Annotated in this window: 19 protein-coding genes and 1 pseudogene; 11 read left to right on the top strand and 9 right to left on the bottom strand. The window is 55.8% G+C overall.

The window, feature by feature from the left end; translation table 11 throughout:
- Position 1: 1 nt before the first annotated feature.
- Positions 2-937 (bottom strand): LipP1 family hormone-sensitive lipase, encoded by a 936-nt coding sequence (gene lipP1 / locus DYY88_RS14305; protein ID WP_039726824.1) that lies wholly within the window; start codon positions 935-937, stop codon positions 2-4.
- Between the two features lie 282 nt (positions 938-1,219).
- Here lipP1 and DYY88_RS14300 point away from each other — a divergent pair, with 282 nt between their 5' ends.
- Positions 1,220-3,109, top strand: a complete 1,890-nt coding sequence (locus DYY88_RS14300) for a hypothetical protein (RefSeq protein ID WP_039726822.1) — start codon at positions 1,220-1,222, stop codon at positions 3,107-3,109.
- A 178-nt stretch (positions 3,110-3,287) separates the two neighbouring features.
- Positions 3,288-3,815, top strand: a complete 528-nt coding sequence (locus tag DYY88_RS14295) for a dihydrofolate reductase family protein (RefSeq protein ID WP_039726821.1) — start codon at positions 3,288-3,290, stop codon at positions 3,813-3,815.
- Positions 3,816-3,953: 138 nt separating this feature from the next.
- Here DYY88_RS14295 and DYY88_RS14290 read toward each other — a convergent pair whose 3' ends face one another.
- The 4 genes from DYY88_RS14290 to DYY88_RS14275 all read right to left on the bottom strand — a co-directional run bounded on the left by DYY88_RS14290 (position 3,954) and on the right by DYY88_RS14275 (position 7,804).
- Entirely contained in the window at positions 3,954-4,724 is a 771-nt protein-coding gene (locus tag DYY88_RS14290; protein WP_039726820.1) for an ABC transporter permease, read from the bottom strand.
- A 135-nt stretch (positions 4,725-4,859) separates the two neighbouring features.
- Complete coding sequence (glgX, locus tag DYY88_RS14285; protein ID WP_039726819.1) at positions 4,860-6,923, bottom strand: glycogen debranching protein GlgX; 2,064 nt, start codon at positions 6,921-6,923, stop codon at positions 4,860-4,862.
- Between the two features lie 13 nt (positions 6,924-6,936).
- Positions 6,937-7,170 carry a hypothetical protein gene (locus DYY88_RS14280; RefSeq protein ID WP_039726818.1) on the bottom strand — a complete coding sequence of 78 codons (234 nt, stop codon included), beginning with the start codon at positions 7,168-7,170 and terminating at the stop codon, positions 6,937-6,939.
- Positions 7,171-7,276: 106 nt separating this feature from the next.
- Positions 7,277-7,804: a hypothetical protein gene (locus DYY88_RS14275; protein ID WP_052456687.1), complete on the bottom strand. Its 528-nt coding sequence runs from the start codon at positions 7,802-7,804 to the stop codon at positions 7,277-7,279.
- Between the two features lie 238 nt (positions 7,805-8,042).
- On the opposite strand from DYY88_RS14275, the gene DYY88_RS14270 reads away from it, so the two are divergent.
- The 5 genes from DYY88_RS14270 (at position 8,043) to glgA (ending at position 15,042) form a co-directional block, all read left to right on the top strand.
- Positions 8,043-8,210 carry a protochlorophyllide oxidoreductase gene (locus tag DYY88_RS14270; RefSeq protein ID WP_039729859.1) on the top strand — a complete coding sequence of 56 codons (168 nt, stop codon included), beginning with the start codon at positions 8,043-8,045 and terminating at the stop codon, positions 8,208-8,210.
- 336 nt (positions 8,211-8,546) lie between these two features.
- Complete coding sequence (locus DYY88_RS14265; protein WP_084607057.1) at positions 8,547-10,742, top strand: adenylate/guanylate cyclase domain-containing protein; 2,196 nt, start codon at positions 8,547-8,549, stop codon at positions 10,740-10,742.
- A 260-nt stretch (positions 10,743-11,002) separates the two neighbouring features.
- Positions 11,003-12,403, top strand: a complete 1,401-nt coding sequence (gene mgtE, locus DYY88_RS14260; RefSeq protein ID WP_039729857.1) for a magnesium transporter — start codon at positions 11,003-11,005, stop codon at positions 12,401-12,403.
- 290 nt (positions 12,404-12,693) lie between these two features.
- Complete coding sequence (locus DYY88_RS14255) at positions 12,694-13,419, top strand: DUF502 domain-containing protein (RefSeq protein ID WP_044151207.1); 726 nt, start codon at positions 12,694-12,696, stop codon at positions 13,417-13,419.
- A gap of 150 nt (positions 13,420-13,569) precedes the next feature.
- Positions 13,570-15,042, top strand: a complete 1,473-nt coding sequence (gene glgA, locus DYY88_RS14250; RefSeq protein ID WP_039726817.1) for a glycogen synthase GlgA — start codon at positions 13,570-13,572, stop codon at positions 15,040-15,042.
- A 352-nt stretch (positions 15,043-15,394) separates the two neighbouring features.
- Here the strand turns inward: glgA and DYY88_RS14245 are convergent, their stop codons facing one another.
- Both DYY88_RS14245 and DYY88_RS14240 read right to left on the bottom strand, forming a co-directional pair.
- A complete protein-coding gene (locus DYY88_RS14245; RefSeq protein ID WP_039726816.1) occupies positions 15,395-16,372 on the bottom strand; it encodes an adenylate/guanylate cyclase domain-containing protein in 978 nt (325 codons plus the stop codon).
- Positions 16,373-16,563: 191 nt separating this feature from the next.
- Positions 16,564-17,280 (bottom strand): DUF3120 domain-containing protein, encoded by a 717-nt coding sequence (locus DYY88_RS14240; protein ID WP_236146352.1) that lies wholly within the window; start codon positions 17,278-17,280, stop codon positions 16,564-16,566.
- 199 nt (positions 17,281-17,479) lie between these two features.
- Here DYY88_RS14240 and DYY88_RS14235 point away from each other — a divergent pair, with 199 nt between their 5' ends.
- The 3 genes from DYY88_RS14235 to DYY88_RS14225 all read left to right on the top strand — a co-directional run bounded on the left by DYY88_RS14235 (position 17,480) and on the right by DYY88_RS14225 (position 21,835).
- Positions 17,480-18,361: an undecaprenyl-diphosphate phosphatase gene (locus DYY88_RS14235; protein WP_044151206.1), complete on the top strand. Its 882-nt coding sequence runs from the start codon at positions 17,480-17,482 to the stop codon at positions 18,359-18,361.
- A gap of 136 nt (positions 18,362-18,497) precedes the next feature.
- A complete protein-coding gene (locus tag DYY88_RS14230; protein WP_039726813.1) occupies positions 18,498-19,877 on the top strand; it encodes a TIGR03279 family radical SAM protein in 1,380 nt (459 codons plus the stop codon).
- A gap of 110 nt (positions 19,878-19,987) precedes the next feature.
- Complete coding sequence (locus DYY88_RS14225) at positions 19,988-21,835, top strand: TolC family protein (protein WP_236146351.1); 1,848 nt, start codon at positions 19,988-19,990, stop codon at positions 21,833-21,835.
- A 128-nt stretch (positions 21,836-21,963) separates the two neighbouring features.
- Here the strand turns inward: DYY88_RS14225 and DYY88_RS14220 are convergent, their stop codons facing one another.
- On the bottom strand, positions 21,964-22,335 hold the full coding sequence (locus DYY88_RS14220; RefSeq protein WP_039726812.1) for a response regulator transcription factor: 372 nt from the start codon (positions 22,333-22,335) through the stop codon (positions 21,964-21,966).
- Between the two features lie 104 nt (positions 22,336-22,439).
- Positions 22,440-23,642: pseudogene (locus DYY88_RS14215) on the bottom strand (DUF790 family protein); the annotation flags it as partial.
- A 157-nt stretch (positions 23,643-23,799) separates the two neighbouring features.
- Here DYY88_RS14215 and DYY88_RS14210 point away from each other — a divergent pair.
- Positions 23,800-24,417 carry an L-threonylcarbamoyladenylate synthase gene (locus DYY88_RS14210; RefSeq protein WP_039726808.1) on the top strand — a complete coding sequence of 206 codons (618 nt, stop codon included), beginning with the start codon at positions 23,800-23,802 and terminating at the stop codon, positions 24,415-24,417.
- Positions 24,418-24,579: the final 162 nt, after the last annotated feature.

Raw genomic sequence — 24,579 nt, 5'->3', positions numbered from 1 at the left:
TTTAGGCCGCTTTGACGTATTCTCCAATCGCGGCAATCGCGGCAGTCGCGGCTGAACAATGGCGGGGAAAGTTCAGAAAAGCATGCACCATGCCCGGATAGTCTTGATAACGGACGGGGACGCCCGCCGCTGTGAGTCGTTGGGCAAACTGCTCGCCTTCATCGCGCAGAGGGTCATACTCAGCAGTCAGGATGAAGGCGGGAGGCAGGTGGCTGAGGTCGTCTGCGAGGAGCGGCGAAAAGTAGGCGTTATGGATGTCTTGGGGCGATCGCTGATACTGATCGCGAAAGTAATGAATCCCGGTGCGACTGAGCAAGGGCGCATCCGTATAGCGTTGGTGCGAGGGAGAAGACAGCGTCCCATCCACCGCTGGGTAGATCAGGACTTGGCGATGAATCTTCGGTCCCGATTGATCTCGCGCCATGAGGGCCACCGCAGCCGCCAAATTGCCCCCCGCACTATCCCCCATGACGATTAACCGATCAGCATCGGCCCCGAGTTCTGCGGCGTTGGTCGCTGCCCATTGCACCGCGTCATAACAGTCTTCTAGCGGCAGGGGAAATTTGTGCCAGGGGGCGAGCCGATAATCTACCGAAACCACCAGAGCCATCGTCGCTTGAGCGATGCGGCGACAGACGCGATCGTGGGTTTCTAAGCTGCCCGTAACCCAGCCGCCGCCGTGGAAGAAGACAATCAGGGGCAGATTTGGCTCGGGGCTGGGGTAATACAGGCGCACCGGAATGGAGCCGTGGCGTCCGGTGCAAGTGCGATCGACGACCCGTGATAGAGACAGCTTCTCACCCAAAAAATACCAGGCGAGTAAGCCGTTCAGCTTCGCCGCGTTACGCTGCTGAATGGCCGGAAGACTGAGCTGATGGGTGGGTTTTCGCCGTTGCATTAACCAGTCGAGCAGTTGAATATTCCAGTCCAGTTGCATGGCAGTCGAGACCTCTGTCAGCAGGGATGCGTCCAGTTTATAAGGCTCGCGTCGGGGGCATCAGTTCGGGGGCTGGAGGGCGAGGGTAACCCCCATTCAGACGCCGGCCAGCCGCGATCACCACCGGGGGCCAATCAAGATCGGATTCCCAAGAATCCTGAAGCGATGGGCTTGCAAGTGTTCCATCCCCGAAAAGCCTTGTTATACTTCGGTGCCATAGCTAGTGCCATTTGTGTGTCACAGATGGCGGCTGGCCCAGGTTTTTAGGGGTTTCCTCAGGTCATGACTTCCTCGTTTTCCTTTGCCGCCCTCGATCGCTTTGTGGCCTCCCTGGAGCAAAGTATTCAGCAGGCGATCGCTGAGACCATGCCAGATACCACGCCCACCATTCGCTGTCGGTTTCAGCAAGGGCGCTTGTTGGTGTTGTCAGAAGACAAGGTGGCGGCGGTCACAGCCGACGATCGCGATCAGCGCTTTACCGCCTTAGCCGTCGCGTTAGATCAAAGCCTGCAAGCGACCGAGGTGCCCGACGATATTTTGACGGACGATGGGGAATTGTCCGTGCGGCTGTATTTGCGAGAACTCGGCACGGCGAGTCCCTACGCGGCGCGCACCTGGCATTGGCAGCAAAGTCTGGCGATCGCTGACTTGCCAGACTCGGAAGCCAGCGAAGAGACTGAGTTCAAGGTCGAAGCGCCGAGCCCTGAGGTGACCTCTAGCTCGATCGTGCTGGTATCGCCATCCCATGACGACACCGCAGACGAAGCCGCGGCCTCAGCCACGCCCACCAGTGTGTGGCAAGCCGTCAAGGGCTGGACTGAACCGGGCGGTTGGCGCCAGAGCTGGCAAGCTTGGTCAGAAAATTGGCAAGAGTTGCCATGGCGATCGGTGCTGGGGTTAGCACTGGCGGGAGTGACCGTCGGGGCGATCGCCTATGGCACCACGCGCCCCTGCACCTTTGGCAGCTGTGAAGAACGCCAAACCGCTAGCGATCTGAGCCAAGAAACTCTCGATAGCCTGACCGGCAACCCCACGCCGGACGAGGTGCAAGCCGCACGGCAAGATTTGCAGACAGCGATTCGGCTGGTGGCAGCCATTCCGCCCTGGTCCTCCCATTACGATGCGGCCCAAGCCGAGTTGCTGCGCTACCGCACCCAGCTATCCGATTTGGAATGGGTGATTGCGGCCCAAAAGAGTGCGACTCAAGCCTCGGAAACCAGCCAAGAGCCGCCGCATCCGGTGCCCGTGTGGGTCGAAGTGCATCTGCTGTGGCAAAAAGCCGTCAACCATTTGCAGCGAGTGCCAGAAGAGAGCTACCTGGCCGGGTTTGCCAATCGCAAGCTGCGGGAATATGAGGCCAATTATGAGGCCATTGGCGATCGCCTCGTGATTGAAGAAGCCGCTGAAGCCTCTTTGAATGAAGCCATTGAAGCGGGGGATCTGGCGATCGCCCAAACCGAAACCGCCACGACGTTGAATGACTGGCGGGTGGCTCAACGAGAATGGAACCGGGCCATGCAGGCCATTAGCAACATTCCCCAAGGCACCCTGGCGTACGAAGAAGCGCGATCGCTGCTGAGCGATTACCGCCGCCAATCCATCCAGACCCGCACCCGAGTCACCTTTGAGCAGTCGGGCGAGCGGGCCTATCAAGACGCGTTGGCGCAGGCCGCCCAGGCACAAACGGCTGAGCGCAACAATCAATGGACCCAAGCGGTGAGTTTTTGGCAGGAAGCCTATGCCCAAATGCGCCAGGTGCCCAAAAATACGCTGCGCTACGCCGATGCGCAAGCCCTGCTCGACAGCTATCAGGGTTCTTTAAAACAGGCCCAAACGAAGCTCAAACAAGCCGTCGCCCTGCAATCCATCGACGAAGACTTAGCTACCCTCTGCCCCCTAGCCGACGGCATCTGCACCTATACCTACAGTCCTCAACAGGTCACGTTAATGGTGCGCGAACCCTACGATAGCGCTATCCGCCAGTCCATCTCGCCGCCTTCGACCCAGGGCCGGTTGAACCGGAATGATGCGATCATGGCCGAGACCCATCAACTGGTGCAAAACATTATGCAGTTGGGCAACCAAGTCCAGCTCCCGATCGTGCTCTACGATGACAATCGCCAGTTGATAGCTCGCTACAAGCCCGAGTACGGTGGCTTTGTGAAAAATTAGGCGAGGGGATTGTATGGGCTGGAACCGCCGTCTCAGCTGCTCACTGCCTGACACTGGGTTGATGTGGCCAGGCTCGGCGCCCTATCGTTCTGATCCCCTCGCGATCGCTCAACCGCTCGGATCCATGGCTTAGCCGCGCCTCAGTTGGAAATCACGCTGCGTCGCTCGCATTGCCCCCATGCCCCACCCCACCCAATTCATCCTCTACATTGCCACCACGCTCGACGGCTACATTGCCAGCCCGGATGGCCGCATTGACTGGCTGACGACGTTGGATGCCGGGAGCGAAGACGTGGGCTACGAAGCCTTTTACAACACGATTGAGGCACTCGTCATGGGGGCGGCAACCTACGAGCAGGTTTTGACCTTTGGCGACTGGCCCTATGCCCACAAGCCGTCCTACGTGATGACGCGACGGCAGTTGAGCAGCGATCGCCCCGATGTCACCTTTGTGTCGGATGTCGAGACGGTGTTGGCCGAGGTCGAGCGTCAGGGCTGGCAACGGGTGTGGCTGGTCGGGGGTGGACAAGTAGCGGCTGAGTTTATGCGGCGTGGTCTGGTTCATGAATGGATTGTGGCGATCGCCCCCATCATCCTCGGCGACGGCATTTCGCTGTATCAACAGGTGCCGATGCAAAAGCTGCAACTGGTCAACAGTCGGCACTTTCAATCGGGCATGGTGGAACTGCACTACACCATGCCCTGAATGCCCCAGCGCAACACTTCACCGTTCCAGGGGACGGTCCCCTTACCACGCCCGAGGGGACGGTCCCCTTATCTGGTCCGGCCAACCATGACGGGTAACAAATTAGGGGACCGTCCCCTGGAATCACTGGCATTGAGCTTAAGGCAACACCAATTGCTCAGCGTCATTGAAAAACAATCTTTGAATGCCTGCCGTCACCAAAATCGCCGCCAGCAAATCGGCGAAAGCCAGCATAAACATGATCAGCATTTGGTACAGCGCCGCATTGAGCGGATCAGCTCCGCTGAGCAGCTGTCCCGTGATGATGCCGGGCAGTTTCACAATGCCGACGACCATCATGGCGTTTAGCGTGGGAATGAGCCCGGCTTTGATAGCTTCACGCCGATAAGCCGCGATCGCCTGCTGGGGCGACGCCCCCAAACTCAGATGGGTTTCAATTACCTGAGGATGCCGCTTCAAGCTGGTGACGAGGCGATCGCCCGCAATGGTCGCCGCCGTCATCGCGTTGCCCAACACAATGCCCGCCAGGGGAATCAGGTAACGCGGCTCATACCAAACCTCCGGACGAATCACGGCACTCAGGGTGTAGACCAGCGTCAGCACCAGCGTGGTGAGTAATGAGCCCGCCAAAATGGGCAGCAGGCGCGATAGGCGTTTATCAATGCGGTTGCGGGCTACCACTGTGGCGATCGCCAGCATTACCAAAATCACTGCGATCACGCTGTAAGGATTGCGCCAGGTAAAGACAATCGCCAGCACATAGCCCACGGCCAGCAATTGCACCACCGTCCGGGCTGTCGCATTCAGCAGAGACAGCTCCAGCCCCAGTTTTTGCCACCGCACGAGGGCGATCGCCGCCACCATCAGCCCCAACGACAGCGCAATCTGCATCAACCCCAGTTCGATCATCAGCAGTCCACCGAGTGCAACGACAGCCGCGAGCCCATATCGAAACCTAATTTCCTAGACCATGGGCGCACTTTGTGAGTGTATTCTCTATCGCCGAGGCCCAAATGGCGATGTCGTGAAGCTAGACAGCCATAGCTACAGCGCCATTAACACGACACAAGACCGGGCGGAGACTCGATAGCGATTACTTTTCACCGCTTCGGTCGTGCCATCCACAATATCCCTTGGCGCCGGGCGAGCCGTATTCACAATGCGATACCAGTGACTGTGGGCATGGGGTTGCGGCAAGGCAAAATCCAACGGCTCCCAATAGGCATTGAGCATCACGTGCATTTCCTCTTCCACCTGGGGATCATGCAGGGTAAATGCCAGCGTATGGGAATGTTCGGCCCAGTCAGGCTCAAATAACTCCACGCCGTGCCAGATCAGGTGCGGGGCGTTGACCCATTTTTCTTCCACCTGTAGCCACCGCGTCTGTTGAAAGAGCTGCAAATTTTGCACCAAATCCACCATCCGCTGGGTAAAGCGAAAGACTTCGCCGTGTTCGTGCAGCTGATGCCAGTCAAACCAACTAAGGGGATTGTTTTGACAGTAGGCATTGTTATTGCCTTTTTGGGTGCGGGCCACTTCATCCCCCATCAGCAGCATGGGCGTACCCTGGGCAATCAGCAAAATAGTGACCATATTTTTCAGCTGCTGAATGCGCAGCTGTTGAATCTCCGGGTCCGTGGTGGGGCCTTCGACCCCGCAATTCCAGCTAAAGTTGGCGTCGGTGCCGTCACGATTTTTTTCGCCATTCGCGGTGTTGTGTTTCTCGTTGTAGGCCACCACGTCGTACAGCGTAAAACCGTCATGGCAGGTGACGAAGTTAATGCTGCGGTTGGTTTCCCGTTGGGGATCATCGACAAACAGGTCGGGGCTGCCGAGAATCCGTGACGCCAAGGTCCCCACCGTATTGTCATCGCCTTTGATAAAGCGGCGCACATCATCTCGAAAAGGGCCATTCCACTCGGCAAAGCGATCGCCAATAAACGACCCCACCTGATACAGTCCTGCTGCATCCCACGCTTCTGCGATCAACTTGGTGCGAGCCAGTACGGGATCGGACTCGATCGCCCACAAAATCGGCGGATCATCCGACGGTTCGCCTGCTTTATCCCGCGACATGACCGACGCCAGGTCAAAGCGAAACCCATCGACATGCATTTCCGACACCCAGTACCGCAGGCTATCCAAAATGAAGCGACTGACGACGGTGTGGTCGGCTTTGACGGTGTTACCGCAGCCGCTGTAGTTGGCATACCGCGCCGCGTCATCACTCTCCAAGATGTAATAGGTTTGATTGTCTAACCCGCGAAACGAAAGAGTCGGGCCACGATGATCGCCCTCTGCCGTGTGGTTAAACACGACATCTAAAATAACTTCGATATTGGCCTTGTGCAGCGCCTTGACCATGTCCCGAAATTCGTTCACTGGCCCCATCGGAGTCTGGTCAGAACTGTAGCCGTGGTGGGGGGCAAAAAAGCTGATGGTGCTGTAACCCCAATAGTTACTGAGTCCCAACGGGCCGTCGCGTTCGTCAAATTGATGCACGGGCAGCAATTCCACGGCGGTTACGCCCAGCGATTTCAGGTACGGGATCTTTTCAATCACGCCTGCAAAGGTGCCGCGTTTTTCGGGGGCGATGCCGGAGCTGGGGTGTTTGGTAAACCCGCCCACATGCATTTCATAAATCACCGTGCGGGAATAGGGAATATCCAGGGGGGTATCCCCTTCCCAGTCGTAGACGGTTTGATCAACCACCACATTCCGCAACGCCTGAGGCGAATTTTCTCCCGGAAAGCAGGCCGCTTGGCGATCGTAGCGGTCTTGCCCGACCACGGCCCGACCATAGGGGTCGAGCAAGACTTTGCCGGGGTCAAAGCGTTGACCTCTTTCGGGGGCGTAGGGGCCGGTGGCGCGGTAGGCGTACACTTGCCCCGCCCCAATACCTTTGACAAAGGCGTGCCAGTAGTTAAATGACCGATGGATACGCGGCGTCAGGTGAATCGTGTGCTCGGGATAAGGAGCTTCGGGGGAGGCGTAAAGCAGCAGGTCGATGCCCGTGGCGTGTTGGGAGTAAATGCAAAAGTTGACACCGTTCGGTTCAACGGTTGCCCCAAGCGGATAGCTGTTGCCAGGGGTAATTCTCAGAGACATAGGTGGCTGGTTCCTACTCAAACTCTAAATGCCCATCGCCGAGGTGCTTTTTCATCACGGTGCGAATCAGGTCCATCTCGTCGGGGGTGACTTGACCATCTGCAATCAGGGCCGCGCGCAGCTCAGTTGCTTCAGCGGCGGAGATTTTGCCGTCAGCCATCACCCGCTCAATGAGCGATCGCAACCGTGAGAGATGCTGGGGATCGTCGGGTGGCAGAGCAGCAGAACTCGAATCGGGAGCACTCATGGCAGGTTTCCAGGTAGATGGTTATGGGTTTAGCGTATCGAGAGGCGATCGCCAGCAGGGCCGATATTGCAGTAAACGCAAATCATGTAATAACTTGCTGCGATCGTTAACCAGGGCAAACACTTGACCACTGACTAATATCAGACCGGGCGTCTAGCAGCGACGACAGTTCGCCTCGGTAGGTCACCAGCCGACTCCGCTCTAAAGAGTTGGGCGGCACCAGGGTAATCATTTCATCTACCGTGGCGGCAGCACAGGCCCAATCTCGCACGGCAACAGCCGCATCAACCTGCAGATTCAGGGCCGCCAACTGCTGCTGACGAGCAATTTCGCGCCGTTGGGCGGCAATATAGGACTCCATATTGGCGATCGCCCGCAACGCATAGGAGTCGCCCGGACGCTCGGCCAACGCCCGCCGAAAATTGATGAGCGCGGTTTGATAGTCGCCCTGTTCTTCAGCCGCATAGCCCAGCAGCATGGCTTGTGTATAGGGTTCTAAGCCTTGGTCCGTCAGCTCAGGGCCAGCATCCGTCGGCGTCTCAACGGGAGCCCCCGTCTCAGTGCCAAAGGTCACCCCGGGAATGCCATCGGCGATCGCCACCGGACTCGTCACCCCAACGGCCCCCAAGGACATCAGTGTCGCGATTGTGAAAAAACGAGATTTTAAGGACTTGGCAAAACTAAACACCACTGAGCCCCCTTGACTAAAACGTGGGCTATGCAACGACTATGCGCACCTGCTCACTAAGGATAGCTAAGGTTTCGCGTTTCGCCGCAGTGGATTTTGGGCCGGTCGCCGTGATCGCTTCACAGATCTGAAATAATCAATGCTGAAGTCATCGAGCGATCGCCCATCTTTTTCCCTTAACCCTATGGCCAACTCCCCTGTCTGGACTGCCGAAGCCGAAAAACGCCTTAAAGAAATCCCCTTTTTTGTCCGCCCCGCTGCCCGCAAAAAAATTGAAAAGTTTGCCCAAGAGCAGGGGCTGGCTGAAATTACGGAATCGGTCTATGAAGCCGCTAAAAAACAATTTGGGTAACCACATCCCAGATTCCGTAAACTTCTTTTAAATCTCAAGGAAGCCAGAACCGAGATGCCAATCGACGCTAGCTCGCGGGCTGCGGTCATTCAGTCCAGCCTGAGCCCCACCCTGACTGAGTCAGCGCCCGGAGCCCGATGAGTAGGATAGGAATCATCGGGCTCCGGGCGCTGACCACCGATTTGGCCGAGAGCCATGCCGCAACTGCTCCCTCACTGGGCAACCTGAGACTGCTTAAAAATCGGGTAACCCATCGTTACATCCCCACTCTCGACAGCATCTTGTTGCCAACTTTGATGGCCCGCCGGCCTCCATCCCCCTCTGTGCGATCTACTAGTGACTAAGCTCCCTCACCAGATTCGTCAACTTAGCCGTCACACCCAGCAAGCGGTGCGCCGCAATTCATTACATCGCGCCTTTACCCTGCCAGTGCTGGTGCAAATTTTTGCGGCAGTGGGGTTGGTGGGCTATTTGTCTTTTCGCAATGGTCAGCAAGCCGTCGAGGTACTGGCGTCCAAGTTGCGCACCGAAGTGTCCGCCCGGATTCAGGGCGAGCTGCGGAGTTATTTTGGCAATCCCCACGCCATCAACCGCCTCAACGCAACAGCCTTTACCCACGGCGACTTAGATATTACCGGGGCCACCCAGGGCGAGCATCTGCTCTTTCAGCAGATGAAAATTTATCCCGAAATTGCGCTGGTCTACTGCGGTAGCGCGGACTCAGGGGAATTTTTCGGCATTTTGAGATCGCCGGACACGGGTCAACTGCTGCTGTCCTATAGCAATCCGGATACCAACTTCGAGCGCCGTCAGTACAGCCTTGATGTTCGGGGCTATCGACAGCATTTTCTCTCACAAGGCGGGTCAACTTATGACTCGCGGGTGCGCCCCTGGTTTATTGCGGCCCTGAGCCAAGAAGGGGCAACCTGGACGGATGTTTACGTTGCCTTCACGACGCGCCTGCCCAATGTGACGGCGAGCCTGCCCGTGTACGATCGCCGCGATCGCCGTCTGCTAGGGGTCTGTGCCGCCGACGTCGTCCTGCCAGAAGAATTTCGCACCTTTCTGAAACAGCTCGAAATCGGCCAAACCGGGCAGGCCTTCGTGATCGATCGCCAGGGCCACCTCATTTCTAGCTCTACCGACGAACCCTTGATGAAAATGCTGGGGCAAGTGCCCCAATTCCGGGAGGCGACTCAGAGCTCTGATCCCTACGTCAAAGAAGCCGCCACGTATTTAGAAAATCGCTTTGGTGCCTTTGACAACATCCAACAAAGTCGCCAGTTGAGTTTTGTGGTGGACGGCGAGCGGCAGTTTTTAGAAGTGCTGCCCTTTAGCGATGGCTTTGGGCTCGACTGGCTCATTGTCGTCGTGGTGCCCGAATCGGAATTTATGGGCCAGATTCGGCTCAATACCCGCATCACAATCGTGCTGTGTGCGATCGCCCTAGTCATTGCGATGATTGTGGGCACCTGGCTCTCGCGCCGGTTGACCAATCCCATCTTGCAGCTCAATACCGCCGTCAAAGAAATCACCGCTGGGCACTGGCAACAGCGTGTCAGCATCAATCGCACCGATGAACTGGGCGAACTCGCCGACTCCATCAACACCATGGCCGCCCAGATTCAACAATCCTTTGAACAGCTCGAAGAGCAGAGTAATGCCTTCTCGCGCTTTTTTCCGCCGGAGTATTTGCGGTTTCTGAATAAGGACAGCGTGCAAGACGTAAAACTTGGAGATTACGTCAGCAAGGAAATGACGGTGCTGTTTTCCGACATTCGGGGCTTTACCAGCAAGGCAGAAACCATGCGGGCCCGCCGAACTTTTCGGTTTATCAATACGTATTTGCAGCGCATCTCACCGCTGGTCAGAACCCATAACGGCTTTGTGGTGAAATTTATTGGCGACGGCATGATGGCCATCTTTCCCTACCAGGTAGAAGATGCCATTGATTCGGCGATCGCTCAATTCCACGGCGTCCGCGACTATAACCAGCAAATTGAAGCCGATTCGCGCAAAACCTTCGAGATTGAAATCGGGATTGGCTTACATACTGGTCATGTGATGGCCGGTATGATCGGCGAACCTGATCGCATTCAACCCGACGCGATTTCGGATACGGTTAACCTCGCGGCCCGCCTCGAAGGGTTATCCAAGGTCTACGGCACCTCGCTCATCATTTCCGAAACCGTGCGGCAGCGCTTGCAAGACCCCGACCGCTACCATCTCCGGTTTCTCGATCGCGTCATCGTCAAAGGTCGCACCAAATCCATCGCGATTTACGAAGTGCTAGACGCTGAGCCCGACGACCGCCGCCAAGAAAAGCTGGCGACCCTCGACACCTTTGAAGCGGGGATCAAAGCGTATAGCGATCGCGACTGGACGACCGCCCACACCTACTTCAGCACCATCCTGGCGCAGCATCCCCAAGACAAAACTGCCGAACTCTACGAGCAGCGCATCCATAAATTGATCGAAGAAGGCATTCCCGAAGATTGGGACGGCGTCTGGGCCTTTACCCATAAGCGATAAGGATGTTCGCTCAAGGAGGCGGTCTGAACCCCCAAACCAGCCCTCCTCCACCCAAATGCGGTCACTAAAGTTGCAGTGACCCGGAGTCCATGCCTTATGGTGGCAGTAGGTCTCTGCGCTAGAGCCCCAAAGCAAGATAAGCTTTATACGAGCTAAATGCGCCCTAGCTCTTCTCGTGGTTACAGCACCTTCACCGCTGCCCTGAGTCCTGAGCGCCAAAGATTGTTACAGCCACATCTGTGGCATTGCGGAGTGAGCTTTTGACAGAGCAGGCAATTCCATCAGCATCGGTTCCAGCAACGATCTCGCGGCAAGAGCTGCGGGAACTGGTGCGATCGCAATTAGAAATGCTCCTCGAACAGCAAAATTTTCAGGGGGCAAAAGCCCTATTGGTGCCCGTACAGCCCGTGGATATTGCCGAAGCGATTGAAGGACTGCCCGAAACCATGCAGGCGATCGGTTTTCGGCTGCTGTCTAAAGATGAAGCGATCGAAGTTTACGAAAACCTCGACTCTAGCGTGCAGCAAACCCTGATTGAAGATTTCAAACGGCAGGACGTGCTCGACATCGTGGACAAAATGTCGCCGGACGATCGCGCCCGCCTGTTTGACGAACTGCCCGCGAAAGTTGTCCGCCGTCTCCTAAGTCAAATGAGCTCGCAAGAACGCCAAGCCACTGCCCTCTTGCTGGGCTACGAAGCCGATACTGCCGGGCGTATCATGACCCCGGAGTACATCGCACTCAAGGAGACCTGGAGCATTTCCCGCGCGTTAGAGCACATCCGCAACCGGGCCGACATGAGCGAAACCGTTTACTACCTTTACGTGACGGACTCCGCCCGCCGCCTCACGGGGATTTTGTCTCTGCGGCATCTGGTCATGGGGCAACCGGAGCAAACCATTGGCGACATCATGACGCGGGAGTTTGTCTCGGTGCAAACCGACGCCGACCAAGAAGAAGTTGCTCAACTCATCCAGCGCTACGACTTTTTGGCCGTGCCCGTCGTGGATACAGAGCAGCGGCTGGTCGGCATCGTCACCGTTGACGACGTGATCGACATTTTGGAAGAAGAGGCCACTGAGGATATTTATGCCCTGGGCGGTGTGCAGGCCGGTGGCGACAACTATTTCCAGACCAATTTGCTGACTGTGGCTCGTAAGCGAGTCGTGTGGCTGTCGGTCTTGTTACTGACGAATACGGTCACCACTTGGGTCATTCGCAGCCAAGAAGCAGTGCTAGAGCAAGTGGTGGTGCTGGCAGCCTTTATTCCCCTGCTGATTGGCACGGGGGGCAATGTCGGAGCGCAATCATCCACCGTCGTAATTCGCGGCATTAACACCCAAGAGATCGCCAACCGGAGCGCGTTTACAGTGATTCGGCGGGAGGCGATCGCGGGGGCCTTTCTCGGCATTATGCTTGGCGTCGTGGTCACGGGCTGGGCCTATCTCCTGCAAGGCAACTTAGAGGTGTCGATCACGGTGGGGATTAGTTTAGTGGCGATCGCGATCCTCGCCTCTACTGCCGGAGCCGCCTTACCCTTCCTGTTCAGCAGCATTGGCTTTGATCCCGCTTTGATGTCAGCCCCCTTCATTACCACCGTGGTGGATGTTTTAGGCGTGTTGATTTACCTGAACCTGGCTCGCTACGTACTCCAACTGTAAGTGGCACAAATGGGGAGCGGAGCGGCGAGTCAATAGCGGAGCCGCGATCGCTGAACCTGACCGTTACTCAGCTTGATGTTAGCTGAGATACATTTTTCGCTAAAATCCAAATAATCAAAACTATTGAGAGGTTTCAGGCTGCCGCCTGTCGTCTTGGCCGCATTTTCTGAAACAAAAGTTTACACTATACGGAGTGGAGCGCTCTCTGGCCAGGTCATCTCTTGGCAAGGAGAGAAGCTCTTCTCTTATGATGATTGATTAGCAGTTGTCCAACATTCGCTGGGTTGCCTGTGCTTCAAAAACTCAAGCAGGACTTAAAAAGTGACTTGATTGCTGGCTTGCTAGTGGTGATTCCATTGGCGACCACAATCTGGTTGACCATTACCGTTGCCTTTTGGGTAGTGCGGTTCCTGACGCGGTTTCCCAAACAACTCAATCCGTTTACGGGGCTGCCCCCGCTGCTGGGCGACTTGCTAAACCTGTCAGTGGGCCTAACCGTGCCCTTATTGGGCATTTTGCTCATTGGCCTCATGGCCCGTAATATTGCTGGGCGCTGGCTGCTAGATTTGGGCGAACGCATCGTCCAGTCAATTCCCTTGGCTGGCTCCGTCTACAAAACCCTGCAACAGCTGCTTCAGACCGTTTTTCAAGACTCCAAGAGCCGCTTTCGTCGCGTCATCTTAGTGGAATATCCCCGCCGGGGATTATGGGCAGTCGCCTTTGTGACGGGCACGGTGCTCACCTCCGAGGCGAGCGCTACCACAACCCCGATGCTCAGCGTTTTCATTCCGACCACGCCAAACCCGACGAGCGGCTGGTATGCCGTCGTCCCAGAGTCGGATGTCATCAACTTATCCATCTCTATTGAAGACGCATTTAAGGTCTTGCTATCGGGTGGCATTGTTGGGCCGAACTTGGCCGAGTCCATCCCCCCTGAGCGGTTATTGAATCCAGGCACCGAAGCCAGCGAGTTGCCTCGCCCCGTCATCAAGTTGAATCAGCCGGTGTTGGAATAATGCCATCGGTCTGCCGGAGCGATCGCCCCCTCGTATCGGGTAAAAATCACCAAACCGTTTCTCATCGCAAGATTTAGACCGCTACTATGCAGAGATCCCCAACGCCCGTAGACTGTTGAGGAACCTAAAAACTTTCTCAAAGGCGATCGCATGCGGATCTTGTTCGTAGCAGCAGAAGCAGCACCACTGGCGAAGGTCGGCGGCATGGGTGATGTCGTTGGCTCCTTGCCCAAAGTGCTGCGCAAGATGGGGCATGATGTCCGCATATTGATGCCCTATTACGGCTTTTTGCCCGACAAGATGGACATTCCCAAGGAACCCATCTGGTGGGGCTACGCTATGTTCAACGATTTTGCAGTGTACGAGACGGTGCTGCCCGAGACCGATGTCCCGCTCTATTTGTTTGGTCATCCTGCCTTTGATGGACGCAATGTCTACGGCGGTGCGGATGAAGATTGGCGGTTCACCTTCTTTGCCAACGGCGCAGCGGAATTCGCATGGAATTTTTGGAAACCCCAAATTATTCACTGCCATGACTGGCACACGGGCATGATCCCCGTGTGGATGCGAGAAACCTCGGATATTGGTACCGTTTTCACCATCCACAACCTGGCCTATCAGGGGCCGTGGCGCTGGAAGCTGGAACAAATGACCTGGTGCCCCTGGTTTATGCAAGGGCACAACACCATGGCGGCGGCGGTGCAGTACGCCGATCGTGTCAACACGGTCTCGCCCACCTATGCCAAACAGATTCAAACGGCTGAATACGGTGAAGAATTGGAAGGGCTACTGTCCTTTGTGAGCGGTAAACTCAGCGGCATCTTAAACGGCATTGACATCAATCTTTTTGACCCCGCCACCGACCCGCAGATTGGCACCCATTTCTCGGCGGAAACTATCGAGAAACGCCGCTTTAACAAGGTCAAAGTGCAGGAAGAAATGGGGTTGGAGGTGAACTCCAAAGCGTTTCTCGTCGGCCTGATCAGTCGATTAGTTGAACAAAAAGGGCTCGATCTGGTCTTGCAAACGATGGATCGGTTCTTAGCCTATACCGACGCGCAGTTTGTGCTGCTGGGGACGGGCGATCGCTATTACGAAAATCAACTCTGGGAAATGGCCTCCCGTTATCGCGGGCGCGTTGCGGTGTACCTCATGTATAGCGAAGGCATTGGCCGCCAAATCTATGCCGGAGCCGACGCCTTTTTGATGCCATCACGATTTGAGCCGTGCGGCATTAGCCAGATGATCGCCATGCGCTATGGCTGTGTGCCAATTGTGCGCCGCACCGGCGGTCTGGTGGATACAGTACTGCACCACGACCCGACTGAGAATGCGGGCACTGGCTATTGCTTTGATCGCTACGAGCCCCTAGATCTCTATACCTGCATGGTCAGAGCCTGGGAAGGTTTCCGCTATAAAGATGCCTGGCAAGCCTTGCAAAAACGCGGTATGGAGCAAAACTTTAGTTGGGATAAATCAGCAGTTGAGTATGTCCGGCTCTATTCAGAGATTATTGGGGTGGACTATCAGACACAGCTAGATGTGCGAGCCGAGGCGATCGCGGCACAGTCGGCAACGCCGCCTTCCACCGCCCCAGCGAAGTCCTCGACAGAAAGCGCCTAAGCTTCCATTGGCGACTCGATAGTTCGCTGGCAAATAGATGGCAGCCCAAGAATCGCGATCGCTTTCACCGCCGCAACAAGCCTGGTCAATCCCGATTTCAGCTAGCCCGTCGATCTGGCCATGCTTTGAAGGTCGCCAACCCATAGCGCATCTTATCTGAGCTGGGACAGCCGAGACGGCTGCTCACACTTAGATTCAATACCCATGCTTTAAACTTTTGGGCTCTCTGCACCTTACTGCGGAATACTATAATCGCCCCGCTTCTGCCGCATCCGGCTTCTTCACCATGGGGACAGCTGCAATTTTCTCAACGCCATGAATGGCTGTAAACCAACAACTTGCCCCCACTCGCCTAAGTCTGACGGTGGATAAACTGATCCAAATTAGAGAAAGTCGTCGCGTGGGTCACAGTCGGCATCTCATAGCCCTTGAGGTTGACCTTATAGCGATGAAAAATTGACGCAATTCCCGGCATTTTTGTTAGATATTCATAGGTCGTTTCGCCCACGGCGACATCCAGGCCCAACTGCTTGGTAGAAGATTCAAACCGAAACGCCGCGTTCACCGTGTCACCGATCGCCGTGTAATCAGGATGACTCCCCGTCCCCGTATTGCCGACCATGGCATAACCAGTATTTAATCCGGCACCGACCCGCAAAGGAAACGGTAGCGGAAACCGCTTATGTAACTGAGCGGTCATTTTCGCGAGTTCGTCCATCGCGTGGAGAATCGGTAGCAAATCTTCTGGCTGCACTCCATCGGCCCCATGCACCCACACCGCCATGACGGCATCACCGATATACTTATCAACGCCGCTGCCATAGCGACTGATAATCTCTCCCGCACAGCGAAACCAGGTGCCAATGGATTCCGACAGCACGGTTTCATCCAGTTGGCGGGTCAAGACGGTAAAGTCACGGATATCAACCACCATGACCGAAATCAGCCGACGCAAGTGCAGGGTTGCTGTGGCGGTAATGTCGGTATCGGCAAAGGTCTCGCCACTGCCAGAGCGACTGGCTGTTGAGCAAAAAAACTGTAGTTCCGTTTTCCCAAAGGTGAGTTGATCGCCATCGGCCAGGGTGACGGGGACGCTGACGCGGCGACCATTCACAAACGAACCGTTGCGACTCCCCAAGTCAATCAGGTAAAACTCGCCCGTTTCCATCATTTGGATCATGGCGTGATTGCGGGAAATCCAGCGATCGGGCAACACCAAATTGTTGTCATCGCTGCGCCCCACCGTCCAGCAATTCAGCCCGACCAGAGATAGCTGCCGAGTTCCAGACTCAGTATTCAGAATGACGTAGGGACCTTGAGGTTGAATCACGGAGTCTGGCGGTTAGAAGAAAGAGCACACGAATTAACAGGAGATACCCACTGCCTGAATCCAAAGACCTGCCGTCGTAAACGGAGCAGGGTCGCCGTTATCCCGCAAAGGGCTTCGCTGAATAGTCTAAATCAACCGTTTACGCGAACCAACATCTGAGCAAGCAAACAACTCAAATGTCGTAGTCCCTATCACAAGCAAAAAGCGCTGCCTAAAAATAGCAAATCGACAATCAGCGTGCTCAAAACTGCGCCACTAAAGGCCCACCAACAGAGCTGCTTTGACTGCAACGGTAGTATGCCCACGGTGAGCAATCCTAGCGCAATGAGTAGCCCCTGACTAAAGCTAACGGAATTTTGCAGGGCGGCAGCAGCTTGCTGCATGATCACGGGGACCCAATCAGGGTCGGCGATCATGACCTGCCGCCACATCGGAAACAGGCCATTCCAGTAGATGTATAGGTCTGTAACAGCAGTACCAAACAGGGAGCCTAAAAAGAAATAGCTGCCAATACGCCCCTGACCTTTGACGAGGAGTCCGATCGCAATGGGGAAGCCGATGGCCTCGACAGGCAAATGCCACAGGGGCTCAAACCGGAGCCAGCCCCAATATAAAGAGCCCGCCAACCAAGTCCAGCTAAATCCGGTGAGGAGGTCGCCCCAGAGGCGTGTAGTTCCGTGAGAGCTCAGGCTGATGCCCGCCAGTAGCCAAGTGCCCGTCATGGCCAGGCTGAGCCAAGGCAGCGATCGCACTAACGGTGCTTGAAAAAAGACTGGAATAACGACTAAGAGGACCGCTGCAATCCAAACCTTAGCCTTGGTAGAGAGCAACAACGATGGCGTCGCTAACTGCATCAGCGACGGAATGCTTTGGCTCACTGGCTTGGACGGAGGAGAAAAAGATGACAACAGACTTCTCAGGTTGTTAACTCTTCTTAACATACCACAAGCTTTCGAGCGCGATCATCGACCATGCGAGTTTCAATGCTTCTCATTGAGGGTGGGTATTTCAGTGAAATCCGGGTATTCTGGCTCTCAAGCTAGATGCGATCGCACCGTCCTCAGCGATGGGGATTTTAAGCGAATTTTTATGTTTTTGGATTAAACCATGACGCTATTACAGCCATTTTTATTAGCGGTCGAAGACAGTCAACCAATTTCGTTAATTGAAGCCATTGTGATTGGCATTGTGCAGGGGTTGACCGAGTTTTTGCCCATCAGCAGCACCGCCCACGTCAAAATGGTGCCGGTGGTGTTTGGGTGGGGTGATCCGGGGGTGACCTTTACCGCGATTGTGCAGCTGGGCAGCATTGTGGCTATTGTGGGCTACTTTTGGAGCGACATTTGGCAGCTGTTGACTGGTACAAAAGCCGCGATCGCCGAGAAAGATTGGCAAGCCCCGGACTTTCGGGTAGCCGTTGGCATCGTCATCGGGACCATTCCCATCGTGGTGTTAGGGCTATTGGTCAAGTTTGGCCTTAGAGACGTCTATGAAACCTTTGCTCGCAGTTCTCTCGTCATTGCCATTACCTCGATCGGGTTGGCGATCTTTCTGGGTTGGGCAGAAGTCGTGGGGTCTCGTCAGCGCGGCTATGACAAAGTCAGTCAGCGAGACGGGATTGGCATGGGGTTAGCCCAGGCGCTAGCGATAATCCCCGGGGTCTCGCGCTCAGGCTCCACCATGACGGCGGGATTATTTATGGGGCTGAACCGCGAAACCGCCGCTCGCTTTTCCCTGCTGATGGGCATTCCGGCAATTTTACTATCGGGCCTAGCAGAGCTGAACGAATTATTTGAACCCCAGGCAACCGTAGGCCTGGTGGCCGCGATCGCAGGGGTGGTGGCCTCGGCCATTTCTTCCTATGTGGCGGTTTACTGGTTGATTCGCTTTTTGAAAGATCACACCACCTGGATCTTTGTCTTTTACCGCATCGGTTTCGGGCTCGCGATTCTCTGGGGCATTTTCTCGGGACGGCTGTCCAATATTTAAAGCTTGCGCCATGATGAAGAATGGTGTGTGGCAATGCGCGCCGTCTTCGTTGGCTGTTTGAGTGCGTGACTCAGTCGTCAAACGACCGGACGACATTGCTCACCTTGCCAGTTCTGCCGTGTTTCTGCGTACTGCTATGAGTCAGTCATCTACCCGTCCAGCGGTTGTGACCCGTGTGCTACCCGATTCCATTGCCGAAGAGTTGGGCTTTGAGCCGGGCGATCGCCTGGTGCGCATTAACGGTCAGGCCCCCCGCGATTTGATTGACTATCAATTTCTCTGCGCGGACGAAGACTTGTTGCTCGAAGTCGAAGACGCCCAGGGCACGCCGCACCAGATTGAGCTTGAAAAAGACTACGACGAAGACCTGGGGCTGGAGTTTGAAACGGCCCTGTTTGACGGACTCATTCAGTGCAACAACCGCTGCCCCTTCTGCTTTATCGATCAGCAGCCCCCTGGCAAACGCGAAACGCTGTATCTCAAGGATGATGACTATCGCCTGAGCTTTCTGTATGGCAGCTACTTGACGCTGACCAATCTGACGACACCGGAGTGGGAGCGCATCGCCAAAATGCGACTGTCGCCCTTGTTCGTGTCGGTGCACGCGACGGAACCCGACGTGCGATCGCGACTCCTCAAAAATCCCCGAGCGGGAGAACTGCTCCAACAGCTGGCCTGGTTTCAAGAGCACCGACTCCAAATTCATGCTCAGGTGGTGGTGTGTCCCGGCATCAACGATGGCGAGCATTTAGAGCAGACACTGCGGGATCTGGCGCAATTTCATCACGGCGAGGTGCCAGCTGTCATTTCGGCAGCAGTGGTGCCGGTGGGCCTGACGCGCTTTCGGCCTGTAGAAGATGAGCTCGTGCCGGTGACACCGGAAAAAGCGCGGGAAGTCATTGCTCAGGTGATGGCGCTGCAAGCAGAATTCAAACCCCAATTTGGCACAACATTCGCGTGGCTGGCTGACGAGTGGTTTCTCATTGCGGGGCGATCGCTGCCCACCGAGGCGGATTACGAAGACTATCCGCAATTGGGCAACGGGGTCGGTTCCATTCGCCAGTTTTTGACTGCTTTTGAAGTTGCCGCTGCGGACTTACCGTCACGTTTAGACGCGCCCAAACGTCTCACCTGGGTGGTGGGAAATGCCGTTGAGCAAGCCTTTCAACCAATCTTGCAGCGCTTGAACGAAGTCGAAGACCTCACCGTGGAAATGGCGGCGATGAATAGCGACTATTGGGGCCAGGACATTACCGTAACGGGGTTATTGACGGGGCACGATCTATTGCATCATTTGCGCGATCGCGCCCAGGGCGATGGGTTGCTGCTGCCCACCGTACTCTTAAAGCCGACTGATCCCGGCAATCCGCAAAAGTGGCTCTTTTTAGATGATCAGAGCGTAGAATCTATCAGTGGCGCTTTGCAGGTGCCCATTTTTCCGGTGGACGGTGTGGATGGACTCATCCGAGGTTGTTTGCAACCGCTTCGCCAGACCGCACTTGAGTATTGCTATTAAACTAAACCGCTTAGTAAAGTGTTTGTGGCGAAATATTCTCAAGCCGCTCTGTGCCATCTCTACTCAGCCTAAAGGACTCTATGCAGAAAGGTATGCTGTCACCCTGGTTTATGCGTGGGCCTCTGGGCCTCGCGATCGCGCTACCCGCTGCCAGCCTGTTGGGAGTTGTGGCCCCAGCCTCAGCGATCGCGGTGCCGCCAATAGACAATAAGTCGGTTGCCATTCAGCCAGCCGCCAGCGCGCGCCCCTTCTCGTCGCTGGCTAAATCGGAGACGGCCGCAGCGCAGGCGATCGCGCCCCTTCCAGAGGTCGAACGGTTGCTCGCCCAAGCGACACCGACGGCTGATGCTCAGCGCCCCCGTCAGCTCACGGATCTGGTGAGCACTGCAGCTGCCGCGCCGACCGCCGACACGATGGTTGATGAGACAGAGGCGACGGATGAAGAGGATGTCGCGTCGGATGATGCCATGCCTGAAGCGGCCATTGATGAAGATGAAGAGGACGAAGCCGCGATCGAGACCACGCCGCCGGTAATTGCGGAGCCCACTGGCAGCACTACCGATGCCGCTGTGCCCATCCCCCATGAGCGAGTCCAGGATAATTTGCAATTCCTCGATCCTGACCCCAATCCACTGCTAATTCAAACCCAGCCCGAAGAAGTGGAAATCATTGGCACGCAACCCCTGAGCTTAGATGATGCTTTGGCCCTCTCTTATCGCAACAATCCCGATTTGCAGGTGGCACTGCTAGAACTGGAACGGAGCGAATCGGCGCTGCGGGAAGCCCAAGCGGCGAACTTTCCCACGTTGTCGATTAATGGCACGATTCAGGGTCAAAACACCACCAGCGGCGGTGATACCCAATTAGTGCCGACGCCGGGCGGTGGCTTTACATTTGAGTCAGAAACCACGGAAGAGTTGGGCGTCTCATATTCCACCCAAGCCGAATTGGTCTATAACCTGTTTTCTTCGGGACGGCGATCGGCCTCGATCGCTGCCGCAGCAGAACAAGTCCAGCTCGCCCTCTTAGAAGTGGAGCGGCGGCGAGAAGAGTTGCGCCTGGCTACGGCCAGCGAGTACTACGATTTGCAAGCCGCGATCGAGGCGATTCGCATCAGTCAGGCATTTTTGACCGAAGCGGAAAGAAACCTGCAAGACACGACCCTAAGAGAAGAAGTCGGGGTCGGCACCCGCTTTGATGTGTTGCGGGCTGAAGTGCAAGTCGCCAATGCGCGCCAAGATTTGGTCAATGCTGAACGGTCTCGCCAAGTGGCCCAGCGAGCTCTCGCCCGCCGGTTAAACGTGCCCCCGTCTCTCACGATCACCACAGTACCCGTCGATATTGCCGGAGAATGGCCCCTGTCGTTAGAAGAAAGCATCGTTTTGGCTTATCAAAATCGGGCTGAACTTGAACAGCAACTCACCCAGCGAGATGTAAATGAACTCCTGCGACGGGTAGAGTTGGCCGCCCTGGGACCACAGGTCAATTTATTTGCCAACTACAGCATCAGCGACTTTTTCAATCAGGAAGATCGGTTTAGCGACAACTACGCTTTTGGGGCGCGCGTCTCTTGGACGATCTTTGAAGGGGGAGCGGCCCAGGCCCGCGCCCGTCAGCGAGAACTCGACGCGGAAATCGCCGAGCGCAATTTTGAAGAAACGCGCAATACCGTTCGCCTTGGGGTCGAAAGCGCCTACTACAACCTGCAATCGAACCAAACCAATATCGGCACAGCCCGGCTCGCGGTCACCCAAGCGCAGGAAGCGCTAGATCTCGCGATTTTGCGGTTTGATGCGGGGGTCGGCACCCAATTGGATATTTTGAATGCCCAGTCAGAACTCACCAACGCCGAGGTGAATCTGGTGCAAGCGATCGTGGGTTACAACCGATCGCTGGCCGAGCTAGAACGCGCTGTGAGCAACCTGCCCGAATCCTATTACGAAGAACTGCCATATTAGGGTCTCGCATACCTCCCAGCAAGAGCTGGGCGTACAGACCATTTAGCCTCAAGAACGAAATAGCCTGCTTTGATGTGCTCAAAGCAGGCTATTTCGGCAGAAAGGTCGCCCATTCGTGCGATTAGTGATTAGCGTTGACTGCGCAAAAGCTGCTTGACGGTTTCCACCATTTCATTGGGGCGAAAGGGTTTGGCAATGTAGGCGTCAGCGCCTTGCTTCATGCCCCAATAGCGATCGAACTCCTCCCCTTTGGAAGAACAAATCACTACGGGCACATCCTTCGTTTTCGGGTTGGTCTTAATCCAGCGGGTAAGCTCATAGCCGTTCATGTTGGGCATGACGATATCGAGCACCACGAGATCGGGCGGGCTAGCTTCGATTTTTTGCTGGGCCTCTGCCCCATCTTTGGCCTCGAGGATGGTCATACCAGCATTTACCAGTAAGCCCGCAATCATCTCACGCAGGGCCGAACTGTCATCTACGATCAAAACTGTGCTCATGCAGTTGAACTCGCTCCGGGGCACTCGGTCTCAAGTGTATTATGGCCAATTCCCTTTGTTCAAGAACAAGGGGGCAGGGATTCCAGGGCTAGCTAAGCATAACTTTACGCTTCGAGACAGTCCAGGATGAGTTTTGGCGTCAGCTTATTTTTGAACCAGACAACCTTAGCGGGCACGTCCGTCGTCTTCACACCCGCTTTTTCAAGATTCAAACGTTCGGAAACGGCCAAGATGAGATTGGGCGTTTCGGCCTTGCGGACTTGAGCGAACTTTTTGCGCAGATACTCCGGTCGCCAGTAGCCGACGATTTCCAGCAGATAGGTGCGGCCATCGGGGTGGACAAGGCGGAAGTCAGGAATCATGACGCTGCCGGGAATGGGAACTAAATCGACCTCACGTTCGAGCTGCCAGGGTGTCTTTTTGTGGGGCCAGCGATTGGCAAACGACTCTTCCAACATGCTGTCGTAGGGCTGACCGGGGGGATAGTGGGATACCAGGCCGCAGTCAGCCTCCAGGGAATAGCGCCGCTCTTTGAGTTGCTGGGTGTAGCGATCGCGCATCACTAGCGTCGCCGTCAGCTGCCACTTCGTCACATGCAAAATGGCGGGAATCAGTTTCGCCATATCCAGCCCATAGCGAGTGCTGGGCTTAAACAGGCTGGTCGGCCCGTCAATTTCAATGGTGAAGCCCTGGTCGGCATCGCCTTCGATATACGCCATCAGGCGAAACAGCTTGAGATAGCGAAACAGTAGTTTGTATTCCCCCGGGTCGTTGCGATAAGCCTGGAGCTTGACCTGGGTGGCCTTGTAAAAAATGCCCTGCACTTGCGACAGGTTGTAGCGATGCAGCAGCGCTTCTGGCGTGGGCGCTTCAAAGGCAGTGAGAATGTGGTTCTCCTTCAAATCGGCGTATAGTCCCTGGCGGATTTCATCGGGTATGACGTCCCGCTCGAGTTCCTGGCTGAGCTGGTCGGCCAGGGTTTGCAGATGACTTTGCGTCGCTGCCGGACTGGGAACGGCTTTACTCGCCAGGGCAAAGGCTCGTTCTCGCAGCATGGGTGGTTCGAGGGGGCTGATGGGTTCAAAGGTGCTGAAGCTCGATCGCAAAATATGGGCGAGTCCCCGCTTGATGCGATAGTCGGTGTCTTCGCCTTCGAGCACTTGCAGTTGTTGGTTGAGTTGTCCCTGAGTCTGGCCCTGGTGCGCTTGAAACAGAGCGATCAGGTCGGCGGCGATCGCCACCCACTCAGCTTTAATGGGCAAGCGCTTGGGCTGAATCGATTCGCCCCAATATCGATGAATCAGTAGATCGGAAGGTAACGTCGGTCAACTCCTGGTTGAGCGGCAATAGCGTGATAGAGCATTGAGCAGCAGCCGATCGCTGCCTTAAGCGCTTCAATGATCACACGGTCAACGGGCCGTTTAAACTATGATTTGCGCCGTTGTGACAGATTGTAGACGTGATATGCCCCAGGTTGACTTTGCCGAGTTTGTAGAACAAGTGCAGACAGGTGTGGCGCTGGCGAGTTTTCCCACCGATACGGTGCCCGCCCTGGCGGCCCGCCCCGATCAGGGCAATCGCATTTACGCGACTAAAGGACGAGCTCCCGACAAGCCATTAATTTTGATGGGGGCCACGCTGGATGATTTGCTGCCTTTCGTCAGCGGCACCGAGGCAGAAATTGCCATCTGGCGACAAATGGCCGCGCAATATTGGCCGGGGGCGCTGACCCTGGTGCTGCCCGCCAGCGATCGCCTACCGCCCCAAATGAATCCGCTACAAACGGGAACTCTCGGCATTCGGGTACCCGATCATCCGTTGGCGCGGCATATTTTGGCTTATACGGGTCCTCTGGCGACCACGAGTGTCAATCGTTCTGGCCAACCCGCATTGGAAGAGATGCGCGATATTGCGGCGCAGTTTCCCGAGTTGCTGCTGTTGTCTCAGGGGGCGATCGCCGCTCTCCAAGCCCAGTTAGGCAGCTTTCCCCTAACCGCTTCCGGGGTGCCCTCAACAGTGATTCGTTGGCAACAGGGCGAGTGGGACATTTTGCGCCAAGGCTCAGTGCACATTCCAGCGTAGCGATCGCGATTGGACTGCAGTGATTGCCAGTTGCTGGTTCTCACCTAAGCAATCCCTCGGTGCAGCCACTCTCACCTTTGCAAAATAAAGTTCGACGTTAATTTGTAAGACAACGTTGCAACTTACCCGATTCGAGAAAACAGGCTTTAGGCTGATACCGGA

Source organism: Leptolyngbya iicbica LK (assembly GCF_004212215.1).
GTDB lineage: Bacteria > Cyanobacteriota > Cyanobacteriia > Phormidesmidales > Phormidesmidaceae > Halomicronema > Halomicronema iicbica.
This window is presented reverse-complemented; position numbering and strand designations above follow the sequence as displayed.

What these genes read in the sequence shown, in the direction of transcription:
- lipP1 (WP_039726824.1), bottom strand. Translation starts at nt 937, where the DNA reads ATGCAACTGGACTGGAATATTCAACTGCTCGACTGGTTAATGCAACGG.
- DYY88_RS14300 (WP_039726822.1), top strand. Translation starts at nt 1,220, where the DNA reads ATGACTTCCTCGTTTTCCTTTGCCGCCCTCGATCGCTTTGTGGCCTCC.
- DYY88_RS14295 (WP_039726821.1), top strand. Translation starts at nt 3,288, where the DNA reads ATGCCCCACCCCACCCAATTCATCCTCTACATTGCCACCACGCTCGAC.
- DYY88_RS14290 (WP_039726820.1), bottom strand. Translation starts at nt 4,724, where the DNA reads ATGATCGAACTGGGGTTGATGCAGATTGCGCTGTCGTTGGGGCTGATG.
- glgX (WP_039726819.1), bottom strand. Translation starts at nt 6,923, where the DNA reads ATGTCTCTGAGAATTACCCCTGGCAACAGCTATCCGCTTGGGGCAACC.
- DYY88_RS14280 (WP_039726818.1), bottom strand. Translation starts at nt 7,170, where the DNA reads ATGAGTGCTCCCGATTCGAGTTCTGCTGCTCTGCCACCCGACGATCCC.
- DYY88_RS14275 (WP_052456687.1), bottom strand. Translation starts at nt 7,804, where the DNA reads ATGTCCTTGGGGGCCGTTGGGGTGACGAGTCCGGTGGCGATCGCCGAT.
- DYY88_RS14270 (WP_039729859.1), top strand. Translation starts at nt 8,043, where the DNA reads ATGGCCAACTCCCCTGTCTGGACTGCCGAAGCCGAAAAACGCCTTAAA.
- glgA (WP_039726817.1), top strand. Translation starts at nt 13,570, where the DNA reads ATGCGGATCTTGTTCGTAGCAGCAGAAGCAGCACCACTGGCGAAGGTC.
- DYY88_RS14235 (WP_044151206.1), top strand. Translation starts at nt 17,480, where the DNA reads ATGACGCTATTACAGCCATTTTTATTAGCGGTCGAAGACAGTCAACCA.
- DYY88_RS14230 (WP_039726813.1), top strand. Translation starts at nt 18,498, where the DNA reads ATGAGTCAGTCATCTACCCGTCCAGCGGTTGTGACCCGTGTGCTACCC.
- DYY88_RS14225 (WP_236146351.1), top strand. Translation starts at nt 19,988, where the DNA reads ATGCGTGGGCCTCTGGGCCTCGCGATCGCGCTACCCGCTGCCAGCCTG.
- DYY88_RS14220 (WP_039726812.1), bottom strand. Translation starts at nt 22,335, where the DNA reads ATGAGCACAGTTTTGATCGTAGATGACAGTTCGGCCCTGCGTGAGATG.
- DYY88_RS14210 (WP_039726808.1), top strand. Translation starts at nt 23,800, where the DNA reads ATGCCCCAGGTTGACTTTGCCGAGTTTGTAGAACAAGTGCAGACAGGT.